This window comes from Demequina muriae (assembly GCF_030418295.1).
Taxonomy (GTDB): Bacteria; Actinomycetota; Actinomycetes; order Actinomycetales; family Demequinaceae; genus Demequina; species Demequina muriae.
This window is the reverse complement of record NZ_JAUHQA010000001.1, coordinates 908895-924928: the sequence shown is the minus strand read 5'-3', so window position 1 is coordinate 924928 and position 16034 is coordinate 908895. Positions and strand designations below refer to the sequence as shown.

17 protein-coding genes and 1 tRNA gene are annotated in these 16034 nt (G+C 69.1%); 14 read left to right on the top strand and 4 right to left on the bottom strand.

Annotation, left to right across the window (positions count from 1 at the left end; translation table 11 throughout):
• Window positions 1-18 precede the first annotated feature (18 nt).
• Entirely contained in the window at window positions 19-798 is a 780-nt protein-coding gene (pstB, locus tag QQX02_RS04275; protein WP_301141446.1) for a phosphate ABC transporter ATP-binding protein PstB, read from the top strand.
• A 108-nt stretch (window positions 799-906) separates the two neighbouring features.
• Here the strand turns inward: pstB and QQX02_RS04270 are convergent, their stop codons facing one another.
• On the bottom strand, window positions 907-1368 hold the full coding sequence (locus QQX02_RS04270; RefSeq protein ID WP_301141444.1) for a hypothetical protein: 462 nt from the start codon (window positions 1366-1368) through the stop codon (window positions 907-909).
• Between the two features lie 157 nt (window positions 1369-1525).
• Here QQX02_RS04270 and QQX02_RS04265 point away from each other — a divergent pair, with 157 nt between their 5' ends.
• From QQX02_RS04265 to QQX02_RS04240, 6 genes are all read left to right on the top strand, one after another.
• Window positions 1526-2008 carry a CarD family transcriptional regulator gene (locus QQX02_RS04265; protein ID WP_301141442.1) on the top strand — a complete coding sequence of 161 codons (483 nt, stop codon included), beginning with the start codon at window positions 1526-1528 and terminating at the stop codon, window positions 2006-2008.
• The gene (locus QQX02_RS04260) at window positions 2005-2733 is read left to right on the top strand and encodes an IspD/TarI family cytidylyltransferase (RefSeq protein WP_301141440.1); all 729 of its coding nucleotides are present in this window, start codon (window positions 2005-2007) and stop codon (window positions 2731-2733) included. The genes QQX02_RS04265 and QQX02_RS04260 overlap by 4 nt, the downstream gene beginning before the upstream one ends.
• The gene (ispF, locus tag QQX02_RS04255) at window positions 2730-3215 is read left to right on the top strand and encodes a 2-C-methyl-D-erythritol 2,4-cyclodiphosphate synthase (RefSeq protein WP_301141438.1); all 486 of its coding nucleotides are present in this window, start codon (window positions 2730-2732) and stop codon (window positions 3213-3215) included. The genes QQX02_RS04260 and ispF overlap by 4 nt, the downstream gene beginning before the upstream one ends.
• Before the next feature lie 10 nt (window positions 3216-3225).
• Complete coding sequence (cysS, locus tag QQX02_RS04250) at window positions 3226-4647, top strand: cysteine--tRNA ligase (RefSeq protein WP_301141436.1); 1422 nt, start codon at window positions 3226-3228, stop codon at window positions 4645-4647.
• A gap of 243 nt (window positions 4648-4890) precedes the next feature.
• Window positions 4891-5859 carry a 23S rRNA (guanosine(2251)-2'-O)-methyltransferase RlmB gene (gene rlmB / locus QQX02_RS04245; protein ID WP_301141435.1) on the top strand — a complete coding sequence of 323 codons (969 nt, stop codon included), beginning with the start codon at window positions 4891-4893 and terminating at the stop codon, window positions 5857-5859.
• Window positions 5860-5866: 7 nt separating this feature from the next.
• Window positions 5867-6910 carry a hypothetical protein gene (locus tag QQX02_RS04240; protein WP_301141434.1) on the top strand — a complete coding sequence of 348 codons (1044 nt, stop codon included), beginning with the start codon at window positions 5867-5869 and terminating at the stop codon, window positions 6908-6910.
• On the opposite strand, the gene QQX02_RS04235 is transcribed toward QQX02_RS04240, so the two are convergent.
• Both QQX02_RS04235 and QQX02_RS04230 read right to left on the bottom strand, forming a co-directional pair.
• Window positions 6907-8316 (bottom strand): DUF4032 domain-containing protein, encoded by a 1410-nt coding sequence (locus tag QQX02_RS04235; RefSeq protein WP_301141433.1) that lies wholly within the window; start codon window positions 8314-8316, stop codon window positions 6907-6909. The two genes, QQX02_RS04240 and QQX02_RS04235, sit on opposite strands and share 4 nt — an antisense overlap.
• A gap of 82 nt (window positions 8317-8398) precedes the next feature.
• Window positions 8399-9556, bottom strand: coding sequence for an ABC transporter ATP-binding protein (locus QQX02_RS04230; RefSeq protein WP_301141431.1), 1158 nt, complete (start codon window positions 9554-9556; stop codon window positions 8399-8401).
• A gap of 162 nt (window positions 9557-9718) precedes the next feature.
• Between QQX02_RS04230 and QQX02_RS04225 the strand changes: the two genes are divergently transcribed.
• The 7 genes from QQX02_RS04225 (at window position 9719) to QQX02_RS04195 (ending at window position 15339) form a co-directional block, all read left to right on the top strand.
• A complete protein-coding gene (locus QQX02_RS04225) occupies window positions 9719-11359 on the top strand; it encodes a serine/threonine-protein kinase (RefSeq protein WP_301141429.1) in 1641 nt (546 codons plus the stop codon).
• 100 nt (window positions 11360-11459) lie between these two features.
• The gene (locus QQX02_RS04220) at window positions 11460-11960 is read left to right on the top strand and encodes a MauE/DoxX family redox-associated membrane protein (protein WP_301141427.1); all 501 of its coding nucleotides are present in this window, start codon (window positions 11460-11462) and stop codon (window positions 11958-11960) included.
• 34 nt (window positions 11961-11994) lie between these two features.
• Complete coding sequence (locus QQX02_RS04215; RefSeq protein WP_301141425.1) at window positions 11995-12783, top strand: DsbA family protein; 789 nt, start codon at window positions 11995-11997, stop codon at window positions 12781-12783.
• A 108-nt stretch (window positions 12784-12891) separates the two neighbouring features.
• Window positions 12892-12967, top strand: a tRNA-Thr gene (locus QQX02_RS04210).
• Between the two features lie 514 nt (window positions 12968-13481).
• Complete coding sequence (locus tag QQX02_RS04205; protein ID WP_301141423.1) at window positions 13482-13886, top strand: hypothetical protein; 405 nt, start codon at window positions 13482-13484, stop codon at window positions 13884-13886.
• Between the two features lie 26 nt (window positions 13887-13912).
• Window positions 13913-14518 (top strand): signal peptidase I, encoded by a 606-nt coding sequence (locus tag QQX02_RS04200; RefSeq protein WP_301141421.1) that lies wholly within the window; start codon window positions 13913-13915, stop codon window positions 14516-14518.
• Window positions 14515-15339 carry a hypothetical protein gene (locus QQX02_RS04195; RefSeq protein WP_301141419.1) on the top strand — a complete coding sequence of 275 codons (825 nt, stop codon included), beginning with the start codon at window positions 14515-14517 and terminating at the stop codon, window positions 15337-15339. The genes QQX02_RS04200 and QQX02_RS04195 overlap by 4 nt, the downstream gene beginning before the upstream one ends.
• Here the strand turns inward: QQX02_RS04195 and QQX02_RS04190 are convergent.
• Complete coding sequence (locus QQX02_RS04190; RefSeq protein WP_301141417.1) at window positions 15336-16007, bottom strand: uracil-DNA glycosylase; 672 nt, start codon at window positions 16005-16007, stop codon at window positions 15336-15338. The two genes, QQX02_RS04195 and QQX02_RS04190, sit on opposite strands and share 4 nt — an antisense overlap.
• Window positions 16008-16034 lie beyond the last annotated feature (27 nt).

The following is a 16034-nucleotide window of genomic DNA, read 5'->3' as shown; positions in this document are numbered from 1 at the left end:
AGGAACCGGAGCCCACCTGTGTCCAAGCGCATCGACATCAACAACCTGAACGTCTACTACAGCAGCTTCCTCGCTGTCGAGGACGTGTCCCTGTCGATCGAGCCCAATTCGGTCACCGCATTCATCGGTCCCTCGGGCTGTGGCAAGTCGACGTTCCTCCGCACTCTCAACCGCATGCACGAGGTCATCCCCGGTGCGCGGACCGAGGGCGAGGTGCTGATGGACGGCATCGACCTCTACGGCGAGGACGTCGACCCGGTGACGGTGCGCCGTCACGTGGGCATGGTGTTCCAGCGGCCCAACCCGTTCCCCACGATGTCGATCTCGGAGAACGTGCTCGCGGGCATGAAGCTCAACAACAAGCGCATGTCGAGGTCCGAGGCCGATGAGGTGGTCGAGACTTCGCTCAAGGGCGCCAACCTGTGGGAAGAGGTCAAGGACCGCCTGGACAAGCCCGGATCATCGCTCTCCGGCGGTCAGCAACAGCGCCTGTGCATCGCGCGGGCGATCGCGATCAAGCCCGACGTGCTGCTCATGGACGAGCCGTGCTCCGCGCTCGACCCCATCTCGACGCTCGCGATCGAGGACCTCATCGCGGACCTCAAGAACGACTACACGATCGTGATCGTCACGCACAACATGCAGCAGGCCGCGCGCGTGTCCGACCGCACCGCCTTCTTCAACATCGCGGGCACCGGCAAGCCGGGCAAGCTCATCGAGATGAACGACACCCCGACGATGTTCTCGACGCCGTCCGAGAAGGCGACTGAGGACTACATCTCGGGCCGCTTCGGCTGAGCCGACCCCCTCAACGCCAAGAAGCGCCGGCCCCGTCAGGGACCGGCGCTTCTTGCGTGTCTGGACCCGGCCCTCGCATCGGCCGCAGGTCGGGCCCGGAAGTCTGACTCAGCCCAGTGCGTCGACGACCGGCTGATACTCCGCGAGCGTGCCGTCCATCACCGGCACCAGCACCGTGTGGAAGCCGTTCGCCCCGGTGGCGAAGCCCACCTCGGCGAGCAGTCCGGCCATCACGGGCGAGGTGCCCGGCACCTCGACGCCGTCGAGCGGGGTGAGCTGGACGGAGGAGCGCGCCGGCACGGGAACGGTGGTCGCGGTTTCGGCGTCGAAGGAGATCTCGAACTCGATCTCCTCGTCGGTGTCGTTGTAGACGCGTCCGATGAGCGCGCCGGGCTCGCCCTCCCCGGCGGACACGACGATGAGGTTGAGCGCCTCGAAGTCCTCGGTCAGCAGTTGAGTGCCGTCGGAGGCGGCGTAGTTGTCCTGAGTGGTGATCGGGTTCACGTAGCTGCAGCCGGCGAGCGCCAGCGCGGCGGCGACGACGGCACCGGCGGAGACGAGGGACTTCACGGCGATTCCTTTCGAGGCGGGGCTGTGACAAGGATACTGGTGCCTCACGCGGACCGTCACCGGCGCGTCGGTGCTGGACAACACGCAGAGCGCCTGTTAAGGCAGCGTGTCGCGGTGGTAGAATGGGTCTTCCGCGAAGAAGGGGCTCACCTCCATCATGAATTTCGTCGTCGGCGAGACCGTCGTCTACCCGCACCACGGTGCGGCGAAGATCCAGGACATCAAGAAGCGCACCGTCAAGGGCGAAGAGAAGATCTATCTCAAGCTCAAGGTCGCGCAGGGAGACCTCACCATTGAGGTTCCCGCCGAGAACGTGGACCTCGTGGGCGTCCGCGACGTCGTCGACCAGGCCGGCCTCGAGAAGGTCTTCGGAGTGCTGCGCGAGCCGTACATCGAAGAGCCCACCAACTGGTCGCGTCGCTACAAGGCGAACGTGGAGAAGCTCGCCTCCGGCGATGTGATCCGTGTCGCCGAGGTCGTGCGCGACCTGTCGCGCCGCGACACCGACAAGGGTCTGTCAGCGGGGGAGAAGCGCATGCTTCACAAGGCCCGCCAGATCCTCGTGTCGGAGCTCGCGCTCGCTGAGAAGTGCACGGAAGACACCGCCGAGGAGCGCTTGGACAAGGTCCTCGCCTCGTGACCGTCGCGGCCGTGATCACGGCCGCGGGTTCGGGCACCAGGCTCGGGGCCCACTCGCCTGACGGCACGGCGCCCAAAGTTCCGGTGCCCAAGGCCTTGGTGCCCCTCGAGGGGCGTGCGCTCGTCGCATGGGCGGCGTCGCGCATCGCTGACGTCGCCGAACGGATCGTCGTCACGGCGCCTCCGCTCGCCGTCGACGCGGTGCGGTCGGCTCTTGTCGAGGCAGGCGTCGACGCTCTCGTCGTCCCTGGCGGCGACACCCGGCAGGCATCCGTCGCCGCGGGACTGAGGGCGCTCATGCTCGACCCCGACGACATCGTGCTGATCCACGACGCCGCTCGAGCGTTCCAGCCGACCGAGGTGATGGCCGCGACCATCGACGCGGTGCACGCGGGCGCCGACGGGGCGATCCCGGTGCTGCCGGTCGTGGACACCCTGATCGGCGCTCCCGGCCCGGACGGCGTGATCGGGGATCCGGTGGACCGCGAGGGCCTCCGCGCCGTGCAGACCCCTCAGACCTTTCGCGCCCGCGTCGCGCTCGACGCCCACCGGGTGGCGGAAGCGCACGGCACCCCGCCTGCGACCGACGACGCGACGCTCGCGCGCGCCCTCGGCCACCGCATCGTCGCCGTGGACGGCCACGAGTGGGGCTTCAAGGTGACGCGGCCGAGCGATCTGCCGCTCGCGCGTCACATCGCCCAGTCGCTCTCAGGGGGACGCGCATGATCCCTCGGACCGGCATCGGCGTCGACGTGCACGCGTTCGGTGAGGCCGGGAGCGGCGAGCTCGCGCTCGCGGGCCTGTCGTGGCCGGGCGAGACGCCGCTCAGCGGCCACTCCGACGGCGACGTGGCGGCGCACGCCGCCTGCGACGCGCTGCTCAGCGCATCGGCGCTGGGGGACCTCGGGTCGAACTTCGGCACGGACCGGCCCGAGTGGGCCGGAGCGAGTGGAGCGGCGCTGCTCGCGGAGACGGCCGCGCGAGTGCGCGCCGCCGGATTCGAGATCGGCAACGTCGCGGTCCAGGTGCTCGGCAACAGGCCCAAGCTTGCCCCTCGGCGCGCTGCGGCCGAGGAGGCGCTGACGGCGGCCGCGGGAGCGCCGGTGACGGTGACCGCCACCACGACGGACGGACTCGGCCTCACGGGCCGCGGCGAAGGGGTCGCGGCGATCGCCACCGCGCTCGTGTTCACGCGTGACCCCCGGTAGCCTGGCACGCGTGACCCTCCGCCTGTTCGATACCGCCACCCGCACCGAGCGCGACTTCGTGCCGCTCGAGACCGGCAAGGTCGGCATCTACCTGTGTGGTCCCACGGTCCAGAGCAGCCCCCACGTGGGCCACCTGCGCAGCGCCGTCGCGTTCGACGTGCTGCAGCGCTGGCTGGAACGCAACGGACAGGACGTCACGATGGTCCGCAACGTCACCGACATCGACGACAAGACGCTCGCCAAGGCGGCCGATGCGGGCGTCGAGTGGTGGGCGTGGGCGCTGCGGTATGAGCGCGAGTTCCAGGCGGCATACGCCGCCGTCGGCGTGCGCGCCCCCGCCGCTGAGCCTCGCGCCACCGGCCACATCCCCGAGATCATCGCCTTGGTTCAGACCCTGGTCGACAACGGCCATGCGTACGAGTTGGATGGCTCGGTGTACTTCGACGTGCACTCGTTCCCGGAGTACGGCGCGCTCACCCGCCAGGCGCTCGAGGACCTCACCCCCGCGCCCGATGCGCCGGCGGACGCCAAGCGTGACCCGCGGGACTTCGCGCTGTGGAAGGCGCACAAGGCCGGCGAGCCCGAGACGGCAGGGTGGGACTCTCCATGGGGCCGCGGCCGGCCGGGCTGGCACATCGAGTGCTCGGCCATGGCCCGGCGCTATCTGGGACGAGAGTTCGACATTCACGGCGGCGGGCTCGACCTGCGCTTTCCGCACCATGAGAACGAGCAGGCGCAGTCGCGAGCCGCAGGCGATCCGTTCGCACGGATGTGGATGCACTCCGCGTGGGTGACGCAGTCGGGCGCCAAGATGTCCAAGTCGCTGGGCAACGGCCTGCTGGTCACCGAGGTGCTCGCGCACTATCCGGCGCCCGCGCTCCGTCTCGCTCTCGCACAGGTGCACTACCGCTCCATGCTCGAGTACTCCGAGCAGACCATGGACGACGCCGCGGCCACGTGGGCCCGGCTGTCCGGCTTCATCGTGCGCGCGTCGGACAAGGTGGGTGCGGTGACGACCGAGCAGGTGGCGGCCGCGCCGCTGCCCGAGCCCTTCGTGACGGCCATGGACGACGATCTCGGCGTCCCACGCGCTCTGGCTCACGTGCATGAGACGGTGCGGGCGGGCAACGCGGCGCTCACGGCCGGGGACGACACGGCGCTTGCCACGGCTCTGCTGTCGGTGCGCGCGATGCTCGACGTGCTGGGGCTCGACCCGGGGGCCCCCGAGTGGTCGGGCGCTGGCGCTGGCTCCTCCGCCGCGATGGCTGCCCTGGACTCGATGGTGCGTGCCGACATCGACGCGCGTGCCGAGGCGCGCGCCGCCAAGGACTGGGCCACCGCTGACGCGATCCGCGACCGCCTCGCGGCCGCCGGCATCGTGGTCGAGGACGGCGCCGACGGCGTGCGCTGGTCGCTCTCCGCCGACGACTGACGCCGCGCCGGTCCCACCCGCCCCCGCATCGGCCGCCCTGACGAAGTCCCGTACGCCCCGAAGGCCCCGGACGCCGGCCCTCTCCACCGACACTGCGAACCCGAATCGGCGCGACACGCCGCGTTGATGACCTCACCGGCGCCGTGCCACGGGGTGTCGGGCTCGGCGATGGTTCGCACGGTCGGCGGGACGGGACAGACGGCCGATGCGCGCCTCGGCCCGCAGCCCGACTACCCTGAGCGCATGGCTGGTAACTCGAAGCGACGCGGCGCGACCCGCAATTCAGGAACGAAGAAGGGCGCCTCGGTCGGCACCGGTGGCAAGGGGCGCAGGGCGCTCGAGGGCAAGGGCCCCACTCCGCGAGCCGAAGAGCGGCCCTATCACAAGGCCTACAAGCTCAAGAAGAAGGCGGAGTCCGAGGCCGCGAAGCGCCCTCAGCGCGCGGGCAAGACGACGCCTCGCGACAGGACGTCGAGCTCTCACGAGCTCGTGATCGGTCGCAACAGCGTTCTCGAGGCACTGCGCACCAAACTCCCCGCGCTGTCGCTCTCCGTGTTCAACCGCATCGACGCCGACGACCGCATCACCGAGATCGTGTCACTCGCCGTCGAGGCCGGAGTGGAGGTCCGCGAGGTCACCAAGGGGACCCTCGACGGCCTCGCCGGAGGCAGCCCCCACCAGGGCGTCGCGCTCGAGGTCCCGCCGTACGACTACGCGGCGCCAGAGGACCTCCTCGAGATCGAGGGCCAGGCGCGCATCATCGCGCTCGACAGCATCCAGGATCCGCGCAATCTTGGCGCGATCATGCGATCCGCAGCGGCGTTCGGGGCGACCGGAGTGGTGGTGCCCGAGCGGCGCGCCGCCGGCGTCACCGTGGCCGCGTGGAAGGTGTCCGCGGGCGCCGCCGCGCGCCTGCCGGTGGCGCGCGCGACCAACCTCACGCGCACCCTCGAGGCCTACAAGGCCGCAGGCCTCTTCGTGATCGGCCTCGACGGTGGTGGAGAGGTCGAGATCGCCGACTCGCAGCTGCTCGACGGGCCGCTGGTGATCGTGGTCGGGTCCGAGGGATCGGGGCTGTCGCGCCTGGTGCGCGAGGCGTGCGACCAGATTGCATCCATCCCGATCAGCAGCGACACCGAGAGCCTGAATGCATCCGTCGCCGCGTCCATCGCACTCTACGAGGCGCGCAAGGCCGTGGTCGAAAGGCAGTAGTAGGGCGATGAAGTCGGAATGGTCCATCCATCCAGAACTCCAGATCGGCGTGCGCGCGGATCGCAAGCGGTACCACGACTACTTCGCGAACGAGTATGACCGGGTATCGACATCGACGGGCGATAGCCCCCTCAAGATCAGCGCCAACATCGTCTCCCAGCTGCCGACCGCCCAGCCGGGCGACATCGTGCGCGAGCTCGAGTTCAAGAAGTTCTTCCACTATGAGTACCTGATCCGTGGCCTGCACTCTGATCACGTAGAGATCTTCTTTCGCGACCACCCGGCGGCGCGCGTGTACACCAACGTCGTCACACTGTTCCTCCAGGCCCAGGTCATCGAGCCCATCGCGTACTACAAGCTCCTTGAGCAAGGCGTGCTGTTCATGCACGCTGCCGGGGTGACCAAGGGTCGTTCCGCCTACGTGTTTCCTGCCTTCGGTGGCACGGGCAAGACCACCCTCACCCTGGGACTGCTGGGGGAGGGCATGCGCGTCCTCGGCGACGATCTGCTGCTGGTCGACACCGCGACCGGCATGGTCCGCCCCTATCTGCGCCCGCTGCACCTCTTCGCATACAACGTGACATCGTTGCGAGGCGCGCGGCTGCCGTGGGCGATCCGCGCTCAGGTACGCATGAAGGACTTCATGCGCGCGGTGCTCGAGAGAACCACGAAGCAGGAGTTCCTGATCTCGACCCGGGTTCACGCCGAGGAGCTGTACCCCGACTTCCGTGTGGGCAAGAAGCGCGCGATGGCGCGGATCGTGTTCCTCATCAAGGAAGGCGAGGACTTCGAGCTGTCGACGGAGACTGACGCCGACGAGATCGTGGACCGAATTCTCCAGTCCGAGGACCTCAACGACAGCCTCTACCAGAACATCCTCGAGCCCGGCGAGATCGACCGCTGCGTGGCATTGGAGAGGGACGTCATCGGCCGCGCGATCCGCCTGGTGGACACCGTCAGTTTCGTGAACACGCGCCGCCTGGACTTCTCGGACCTCAGCGACTTCCGCGACTGGCTGGTGTCCGACGGAGAGTCGGCAACCACTCGCTAGTTTGCGGTCGGCGCCGTCGGCAACGTGGGCGCTGTCACGGGCCGGAGGGACCGCCGCTCCACCGTAGGCGGCTCCTCGTCCTCGGGCTCCGGCACCCCGCCCCAGGCGTGGGTGTTGTCGTTCGCATAGGGGTCGGGCAGCTCGAACGTGTCGCCGTGCTCCTCGGTGAGCGCCGGCAGTTCGGCCGTCATCTCCGCGAGCGAGCGCCCCAGCACCGCCTTCTCGTCGGCCTTCTTGGGCAGCACGTGCTTGACGTAAGACGCGGTGGCCACCGGCATCGGCACATCGTGGCCCGCCGACTCGGCGAGATACCAGCGGTGCTCGAGCACCTCGTGGAACACCTGCGCCGGCTCGAGCTTGCCCCGCAGGCCACGCGGCACGGCCCGCACGGTCGGCTCGAACATGCGCGTCAACCAGTCGTGCGCGGCGTGAGCCTCATCCATGCCGGGGTCGTCGTTCCACGCCCGGAACTCATCCAGGTCATTGAGCAGTCGGCGCGCCTGGTTCTCCTGCACATCGAGCCCCGTGAGCCGCATCAGCCGGCGCTGGTGGAAGCCCGCGTCCACGACCTTCGGACGGATCGCGATCGCGGTGCCGTCCTCGGTCTGCTCCATGTCGATCTCGCCCAGGTCGAACCCGAGCTCGTTCAGCTGTCGCACCCGCTCGGCCACGCGCATGCGCACGTTCGACGTCGCTGTCGACACCTCCGTGAGCGCTGACCAGAGCTCGCGATAGCGCTTCTCGAGGCGCTCGCCGATCTCCAGCGGGTCCACGCTCTCGTCCAGATCCTCCGACCCCTGGAGATCCAGGAGCTCGCCGGTGATGTTCGTGGTCGCGATCTCGAGGTCGTATGCCCGCTGCCCGTCCGTGAGACGCGTCTGCAGGTCTCCCGTCTCCGCGTCCACCAGATACGCCGAGAACTCGGAGGCGTCTCGGCGGAACAGCGCGTTCGACAGCGACACGTCTCCCCAGTAGAAACCGAGCAGGTGCAGCCTCACGAGCAGCACCGACAGCGCGCCGACGAGTCGCTTGAGAGTGCGGGGCCTCATGGCCGAGGCGAAGAGTGCCCGATACGGCAGCGAGTAGGCGAGGTGCTCGGTGACGAGCGCCGCCGACAGCTCCTCGCCGGAGGGGGTTCGTCTGCCCGTCACGACGGCGACCGGGTGCACCGTGGGGGCATCGAGCCTCTGGAGCTCGCGAAGGATGCTGAACTCCTTGTACGCGATCTCGGGGTTGGTCTCCTTGATCGCCAGCACGCCGTCTCCATGGCGCACGAACCGCACGACGTGGCGCGAGAGCCCTCGCGGCAGTGCGGCGATGTGCTCCTCCGGCCATGCGCTCAGCGGGATCTCCCACGGCAGCTCGATGAGGGCGGCGTCTGCGGCTCCGGTGATGTGCAGTGGCATGCCGCCAGACTAACGGGCGGGGGTGCAGAAAAGGGGCGGCCCCTCGCGGGACCGCCCCTTCTCTGTACTGCCGATGCGGGTGTTACACCTTGCGTGCGGCGTCCGTCTTGACCTCGGCGGAGATGCGCTCGCCGGTCGCGGCGGAGAACACGTGCTGCTCGCCCTCACGGATCTTGACCCACACGGTGTCGCCCTTCTTGGGGACGTCGCGGGGGTCGATGCGCAGGATCATCTGCGAGTCGCCGGCGTTGAAGTGGATGTCCTTCGCGTCGGCGGTGTCCTGAGGCACCTCGCCGTACACGAAGGCGTCGGAGCCGAGCTCCTCCACCACGTCGACCTGGACCGGAATGGCGCCCTCGGAGTTGGGTGCCACGCGGTCGAGCGACTCGGGACGGAAGCCCAGCACGACGCTGTTCTTGTCCTCGGCCTTGAGGTGCGACAGCGCCTCACGCTGCAGTGCGATCTTGCCGCTGCCGATCTGAGCCTTGTCGCCCTCGACGCGGAAGGTGCCGATGTTCATCGCAGGCGAGCCGATGAACCCCGCCACGAACACGTTCGCGGGAGCGTCATACATGTCACGGGGAGTGCCGACCTGCTGGAGCACGCCGTCCTTGAGGACCGCGATGCGGTCGCCCATGGTGAGCGCCTCGACCTGGTCGTGGGTCACGTACACGGTGGTGGTGCCCAGGCGGCGCTGAAGAGCGGCGATCTGGGTACGGGTCTGCACGCGCAGCTTGGCGTCGAGGTTCGACAGCGGCTCGTCCATGAGGAACACCTGCGGCTGGCGCACGATCGCGCGGCCCATGGCCACACGCTGACGCTGACCACCGGAGAGGGCCTTGGGCTTGCGGTCGAGGTACTCCGTCAGGTCGAGGATCTTGGCTGCCGCCTCGACGCGCTGACGGATCTCGGCCTTGTCGACCTTGGCGATCTTGAGCGCGAAGCCCATGTTGTCCGCGACGGTCATGTGCGGGTAGAGCGCGTAGGACTGGAACACCATGGCGATGTCGCGGTCCTTGGGCTGAACGTGGGTGACCTCGCGGTCGCCGACCCAGATGCTGCCGGCGTCGATGTCCTCGAGACCTGCGAGCATGCGCAGGGAGGTGGACTTTCCGCAACCGGAGGGGCCGACGAGAACGAGGAACTCGCCGTCAGCGATCTGGAGGTCGAGCTTGTCGACCGCGGGCCGCTCGGTGCCCGGATAGATCCGCGACGCCTTGTCGTAAGTAACAGTGGCCATGGTGATGGTCCCTTCACTGGCAGGTACGTGCCAGACGATCCGTGGTGAAGAGTGCCGATGTGGTGTCCACAGTGACACTGCCCGCTGCAACGATGCGGCGGGTGCCTCCATCCTGCCACAGGGGTCGCGCCGCTCCAACCCTGGGGAAGGTAAGTTGAGTCCATGGCGGGGGTGAAACGCGACACTGGCGAAGAGATCGGCGGCTACACCGTCCTGGATACGCTCGGGCGGGGTGGCTCAGGCGCGGTCTACCGTGTGCGCGACGGCGCGGGCAACGATGCTGCGCTCAAGCTCGTCGACGCGCGGCACGACGAGGTGGCCGCACGCCGGCTCGAGCGCGAGGTGCATGCGCTGCAGTCCCTTCGGCACCCCGCCGTCCCACGCATCCTCGACGCCGAGCTGGAGGGCGACGAGACCTTCGTGGTCTTCGAGTACATCCCCGGCGTGAGTCTGTGGCAGCACGTCCAGGATCACGGCCCGATCGTGGGCGAGGCGCTCGCCGACTTCGCCGATCGCACCGCATCCGCGCTCGAGGCCGTGCACGCGGCGGGGGTCGTGCACCGCGACGTCACGCCGTCGAACATCATGATCAGCCCCGAGGGCCCTGTCCTCATCGACTTCGGCCTGTCCCATCAGGAGCACGACGAGCGGCTCACGCGCGACGGGCTGGTCTCCGGCACCGCTGGATACGTCGCCCCCGAGGTCATCGACGGCGCGGAGCCGGGCCCGATCGCGGACCGGTGGTCGTGGGCGGCGTCGGTGGCGTACGCGTTGACCGGGGCCGCGCCCTTCGGCTCCGGCACCGGCGCCATCTCGCGGACCCTCTCGGCCGACGTCAGCATCCCCGACGCACCAGGCGCCGATGCGCTGAGGGCCGCGCTGGGCCGCGACATCGGGGCGCGTCCCAGTCCGCGTGAGGTCGTCTCCGCGCTGCGTGGCGCCACGACGGTGCTGCCTCGCTCCAGCGAGCAGCTCGCTCCGACGGCGGTCGCGCCAGGATTGGCGGCGACGTCGGTGATGCCCGCCGACGGCTCATGGAATCTGGCGAGCGCGGACCCGTCCGCGACCCTGACGGCGACTCCCGGCAGCCCCGTCAGCAGCGAGGACCTGCGCCTGAGCGGCGACTCGGCCGACTGGGACGTGCGCGACGCCGGCGATGGCGAGGACGACCACGAGGGGGACACCGCGCCGGCCACGGGCGAGGTGCCGCTGGAGCGTGCCCCGCGGCACCCGATCATGACCCTTGCGTGGATGCTCGCGATCGCCGCATCGGCCGCCTTGGCGCCGTTCGTGGCCGCCGCCGCGCTGGTGCTGGTGGCCGTCGTGGTGCGCGCTGTGCAGCGGCGGGCGTTCGGCCTGCACGTGGCGCGGCAGCGCCGCGGCGAACGACGCGGTGACGCGGCCCTGTACACGCTGGGCCTCCCGTGGCACCTGCTGCGCTCCCTGGGCGAGACCCTTCCGGCCGCGGCGGTCGCGATCGCCGCCGGCGGCGGGGTGACCGCGCTGTGCTGGTGGATCGTCGGCGAGGAGTGGCTGGCGCCCGCATCGGCCGAGACCGAGACGTGGGGGCATGCCGGGGCGCTCGCGGTCGGAGCCGTGGTCATGGCGGGGGTGCTGTGGTGGGGTCCGTGGATGGAGATGACGCGTGAGGGCGGCCGGCGCGTGGCGTCGGCGCTCGCGCCCACCCGCGGCGTCGCCGTCGCCTGGACGCTCGTCGGACTCGCGGCACTGGGAGTGGTGGTGCTCGCGGTGTACCTGGATGCGCCACCGTGGTGGTGGCCCGCTCCTGAACTGCTCGTCTAGCAGGAGGCAGGCGGGGAACAGAGGGCTCGTGCGGTACGTTGGCGAGTCGATGCGACCGCGAGCTCACGAGGCCGTGGCGCGTCCATCTCCGGAGGGTGCGATGGCAGCGAGGGAACGGTTCGGCGCGGTGCAGCCGTGGCTCAGCCTGGTGGTGCGGCTCGGCATGGCAGGGATTCTCATCGCCGCCGCGCTCCCCAAACTCGTCGACATTCCCCAATCCATCCGGGCGGTGCGCGCCTACCGGCTGCTACCCGAGGCCGTGGTTCCCTTCACGGGGACCATGCTGCCGTTCGTCGAGCTGGCACTCGCGCTGCTGCTGCTGGTGGGGGCCTTCACTCGGCTCGCGTCCATCGTGTGGCTGGTGATGATGGCCGCCTTCCTCACCGGCGTGATCTGGGCCTGGGCGACCGGGCTGACGATCGACTGCGGCTGCTTCGGTGGTGGCGGCGAGGTCGCGGAGGGGGAGACCAACTACCCCGTCCACCTGCTTGAACGGCTGGGGTTCATCGCGTTGGGCACCTACCTCGCGATCTGGCCGCGGAGCCGCTTCTCCGTGGACGGCTGGCTCGCGCCTCAACCTCTGCCTCAGCCCGCACCTTAGAATTCTCACTCAACCGAGACCAGGAAGAAGACTCATGGCCAAGAACAAAGAGACCGGCACGAACGACAAGGTGGCCGCAGCGCGCAAGCAGGCGCAGCAGCAGGTCAAGGCGCAGGAGCGTCGCACCGTGGCGCTGATCGTGGCCGGCGTCGCAGTCGTCGCCCTGATCTTCGGCGGCATCGTGTGGTACATCATTCAGCAGGCATCGGTGCCTGACCTGGAGTCCGGCGACGCGGTCGCACCCGTGGGCGCCGACGAGACCGGCGGCATCCTCATCGGGATGGATGGTGCAGCGGGCGGCGAGGCGCCTGAGGACGCGCCCCGCCTCGACATCTACGAGGACTTCATGTGCCCCGTGTGCGGTCAGTTCGAGGAGATCAACAAGGACGACATCGACGCGATGCGCGAGGCCGGCGACATCCAGCTGTACGTCCACCCGATCTCGATCCTCGACCACTATTCGCAGGGCAGCAACTTTTCGACCCGCGCCGCCAACGCCGCCGCGACGGTCGCCGACGCCGCTCCCGAGCAGATCGTGCCGTTCATGAGCGCGATGTACCAAAACCAGCCCGCCGAGGGCACCACGGGCCTCAGCGACGAGCAGATCGAGCAGATCGCGATCGATGCCGGCGTGCCCGAGGACGTGGCGGGGACGCTTGCCGACGGCCGCTTCACGAAGTGGGTCATCGCGGCCACCGACCGCTCGTCCCAGGACGGCGTGCCCGGCACGCCCGCGGTGATGGTCGATCGCGTGATGCTCGACCAGGCTGAGGTCCCGTACTTCCAGCCCGGCGCTCTCCGGTCGCACATCGAGGGCCTGTAGCACCACCCGCATTCGAAGCCCCGCCAGCATCGCTGGCGGGGCTTCGTTGCGTCTGAGCGCAGAGAGGTCACCGGTATCCTGCTGTGACGGCGTGCAGGCACGCCGCAGGCTGGCATGGCGCAATTGGTAGCGCACCTGTCTTGTAAACAGGGGGTTGCGGGTTCGAGTCCCGCTGCCAGCTCCACCGCGACTCCGTCCGAGACGCGCTCCGCGTCCCGGTGCCCTCGATCCTCACCGTGCTCTCGCCACCGTGCTCGATCCCTCCAGCACCGGACTGAAATCGATACCTCAGCCCTACTGAAACCGATGCCTCAGCACGAAAGTGTGAGGTCTCCGACATTCACGCGCCGGACATGGCCGAAACGGACATATGAGAGGGATCCGACACCGAGAGCAGAATCCGACACGTGTCGGACTTAATCGTTATCGAAGCCGCGCGTGGACTCCGCGGTGGCGTTCGACACGCAGCTGAGGCGAGAGTCCGTCCTGCTAACGTGCTCTTCGACAACAATTGTGGCGGAAGTTTCGTCGATCCGACAGAAACCCGCGTCATAATCATTCCGCGCTCCCCTCTCACGAAGTGCCGTGCGTCACACAGAACGTTTCGTGCGACGCAAGATCACAGTCAGTCGCTGGGGGGAGCCCCGGGGGATCCACCCCCGGGGCGGCCAGCATGGTTCACGAATGGGGATTAGAAGATGGCAACCAAGAAGCACAACAAGCGCAAGTTCGCCGCACTGGCACTGGCCCTGGTCGGCGTCGCCGGCCTGTCGGTGGCCTCCGCTGCGACGCTGACCGTCGACGCTGCCAATGAGGTCGCGATCGGCACCGACACGTTCGCCGCCTGCGACACCGACGGCGTCACCGTCGACTACACCTACGCACAGGTCGGCACCGACTTCGAGATCGCGGACCTCACCGTCGGCGCGATCGACACCGGCTGCAACGGCGAGCCCATCTCGGTGGTTCTCGAGAACACGGCGGGCACCGAGCTCGCCTCCGTCTCGGGCTCCGTGGCCGCGGGCGCCTACACCGCAGATGTCTCCGCGGACGCGATCGACATCGCGACCGACCTCGGCGACGTCGTCGTCATCATCGGCTAGCAGACCGTCGCAGAAGACGGGCTCTGATGGCAGCCATGCTCGACGCCAGTACCGACGCCACTCGTGTGCGTCGGTACTGGCGCGTGCTGGTGCAGGGCCTCTCATGGGTCCTCCTCGCCATCGCCGTCTATGCTCTGTGGCCCGCGTCGTTGGGTGGCGGCACCTCGCTCGTGATCGTCTCGGGCCAGTCGATGGAACCCACGTACTCGTCGGGCGATCTCGTGGTGGCGCGCAAGGGTGACCCGCAGATCGGGGACGTCATCATCTACGCCCCTGAGGACCTGGGAGGCGCCCAGGTGGTTCACCGCATCATCGGTGGTGACGCCGCCTCGGGGTGGGTGCTCCAGGGCGACAACAACGACTTCATCGACCCCTTCTATCCCGCGGGCGCCGAGGTGCGCGGGATCGTGCACCTGCACGTCCCGAACGCCGGCGTCGTCACCATGTGGCTGCTCAACCCGCTGCTGTGGTGCGGCGTCATCCTGCTCGCGATGGTGATTGCGCTGTGGCCGTCTGCGGGCGACGAGGACGACGACGAGCCTGAGGACGGCGCAGAGGACGGCGCGGACGACGAGGCGGCAGACCAGGCAGCGCCGGTGACGCTCAACGACGCGAAGACGAGCGGCGCGTGATGCGCAGAATCCTGGCAGCGGCCACCGCGATCCTCGCGATGGCGGTGGGTCTCAGCGTCACGTCGGCGAGCGCCGCGCAGATGCCGGTGTTCGCCGGCCTGCAGACCTCATTCGCCGACGCATCGGCATGCGCCCCCGCGAACGAAGGCGGCGTGCCCGTCGTGAAGACGACCGCGTCGAGCTCGGGCTCTGCGTCAGCGGTGGCCCTGAGCGGCATTCCTGCCGGATGCCACGATCTTAGCCTCGAGGTGTTCGTTCACGACGCGTCGGGGACGATCATCGCCTCGGGCGCTGGCACGGCCGCAGGCAGCTTGGCGATCGGGGTCGGGACGTACGCCACCACCTCAGTCGCCACAGTGATCGCGCGCATCGGCGGCTGGATCTTCCCGACGGAATGGACCGCGCCGCCTCCCGCCACAGGCCCAGCGGCCACCTGCCAGGCGATCAACCCGGGCGGCCAGGTCAGAGACACGGCGACGTGCTCCGTGACCCTGTCGCCGAACGGGGGCCCGCCATGGGGCCACCAGGGCTCGCAGCTGTGGAACTTCACCTTCAATGTCACGTGGGACACGCAGCCGCCCAACAGCAACTGGACGTGGCGCGTCACCTTCGACCTGGCGCAGCCGCCATTCCCGGGATTCACGCCGCAGTGGGTGGGCACCTACAGCAACTCCGGGATCGGCCTCGCGCCCGGCTACTCGTGCGCTCAGCTGCCCACGCTGACCATGCAGAGCACGTCGCAGAACGTGTGGGGCGGAACGCTCGAGATCTCGGACGGCCCGGCTCCGGGCTACTTCTCCGGTCAGAGCTTCTGCAACTAGCTCGGCTCGCCCCACCGAATGGGACGTGCGCCTTGCTGCTCCAAGAGCGTGTTCACCTGCGAGAACGGCCGTGAGCCGAAGAATCCACGCGAGGCGCTGAGCGGGCTCGGGTGGGCGCTCGCGACCTGCGGCACGCCGTCGAGCATCGGAGCGAGCGACTGGGCGTCGCGTCCCCAGAGGACCGCCACGAGCGGTGCCGGCCTCTCCGCCAGCACCCGGATCGCGTGCTCGGTCACCTCCTCCCACCCGCGACGGCGGTGTGAGCCGGCAGCGCCGGGCGAGACGGTCAGCACCCGGTTGAGCAGCATCACGCCCTGATCGGCCCAGTGAGAGAGGTCGCCGTCGGTCAGGGTCTCACCCGTGTCCTGCTGGAGTTCGCGAGCGATGTTGACCAGTGACCGCGGCATCGGCCTGCCCGGCGCGACTGAGAAGCTGAGGCCGACCGCGTCGCCCGGCGTCGGGTAGGGGTCCTGCCCGACGACCAGCACGCGCACCTCGGCGAGCGGAGCCTCGAACGCCCGGAGGACTGCGTGTGCGTCGGGGAGGTAGCCTCGGTCAGCGGCGATCTCGTTCCTCAAGAAGTCGCCGATGCGTGCGAGACGCGGTGCCACGGGCGCCAGGGCCTCGGCCCAGTCGCCCGCGACCTGAGTGCGCCACGCCTCCGACATACGCGTCACTGTAGCGACGTGCTCGCG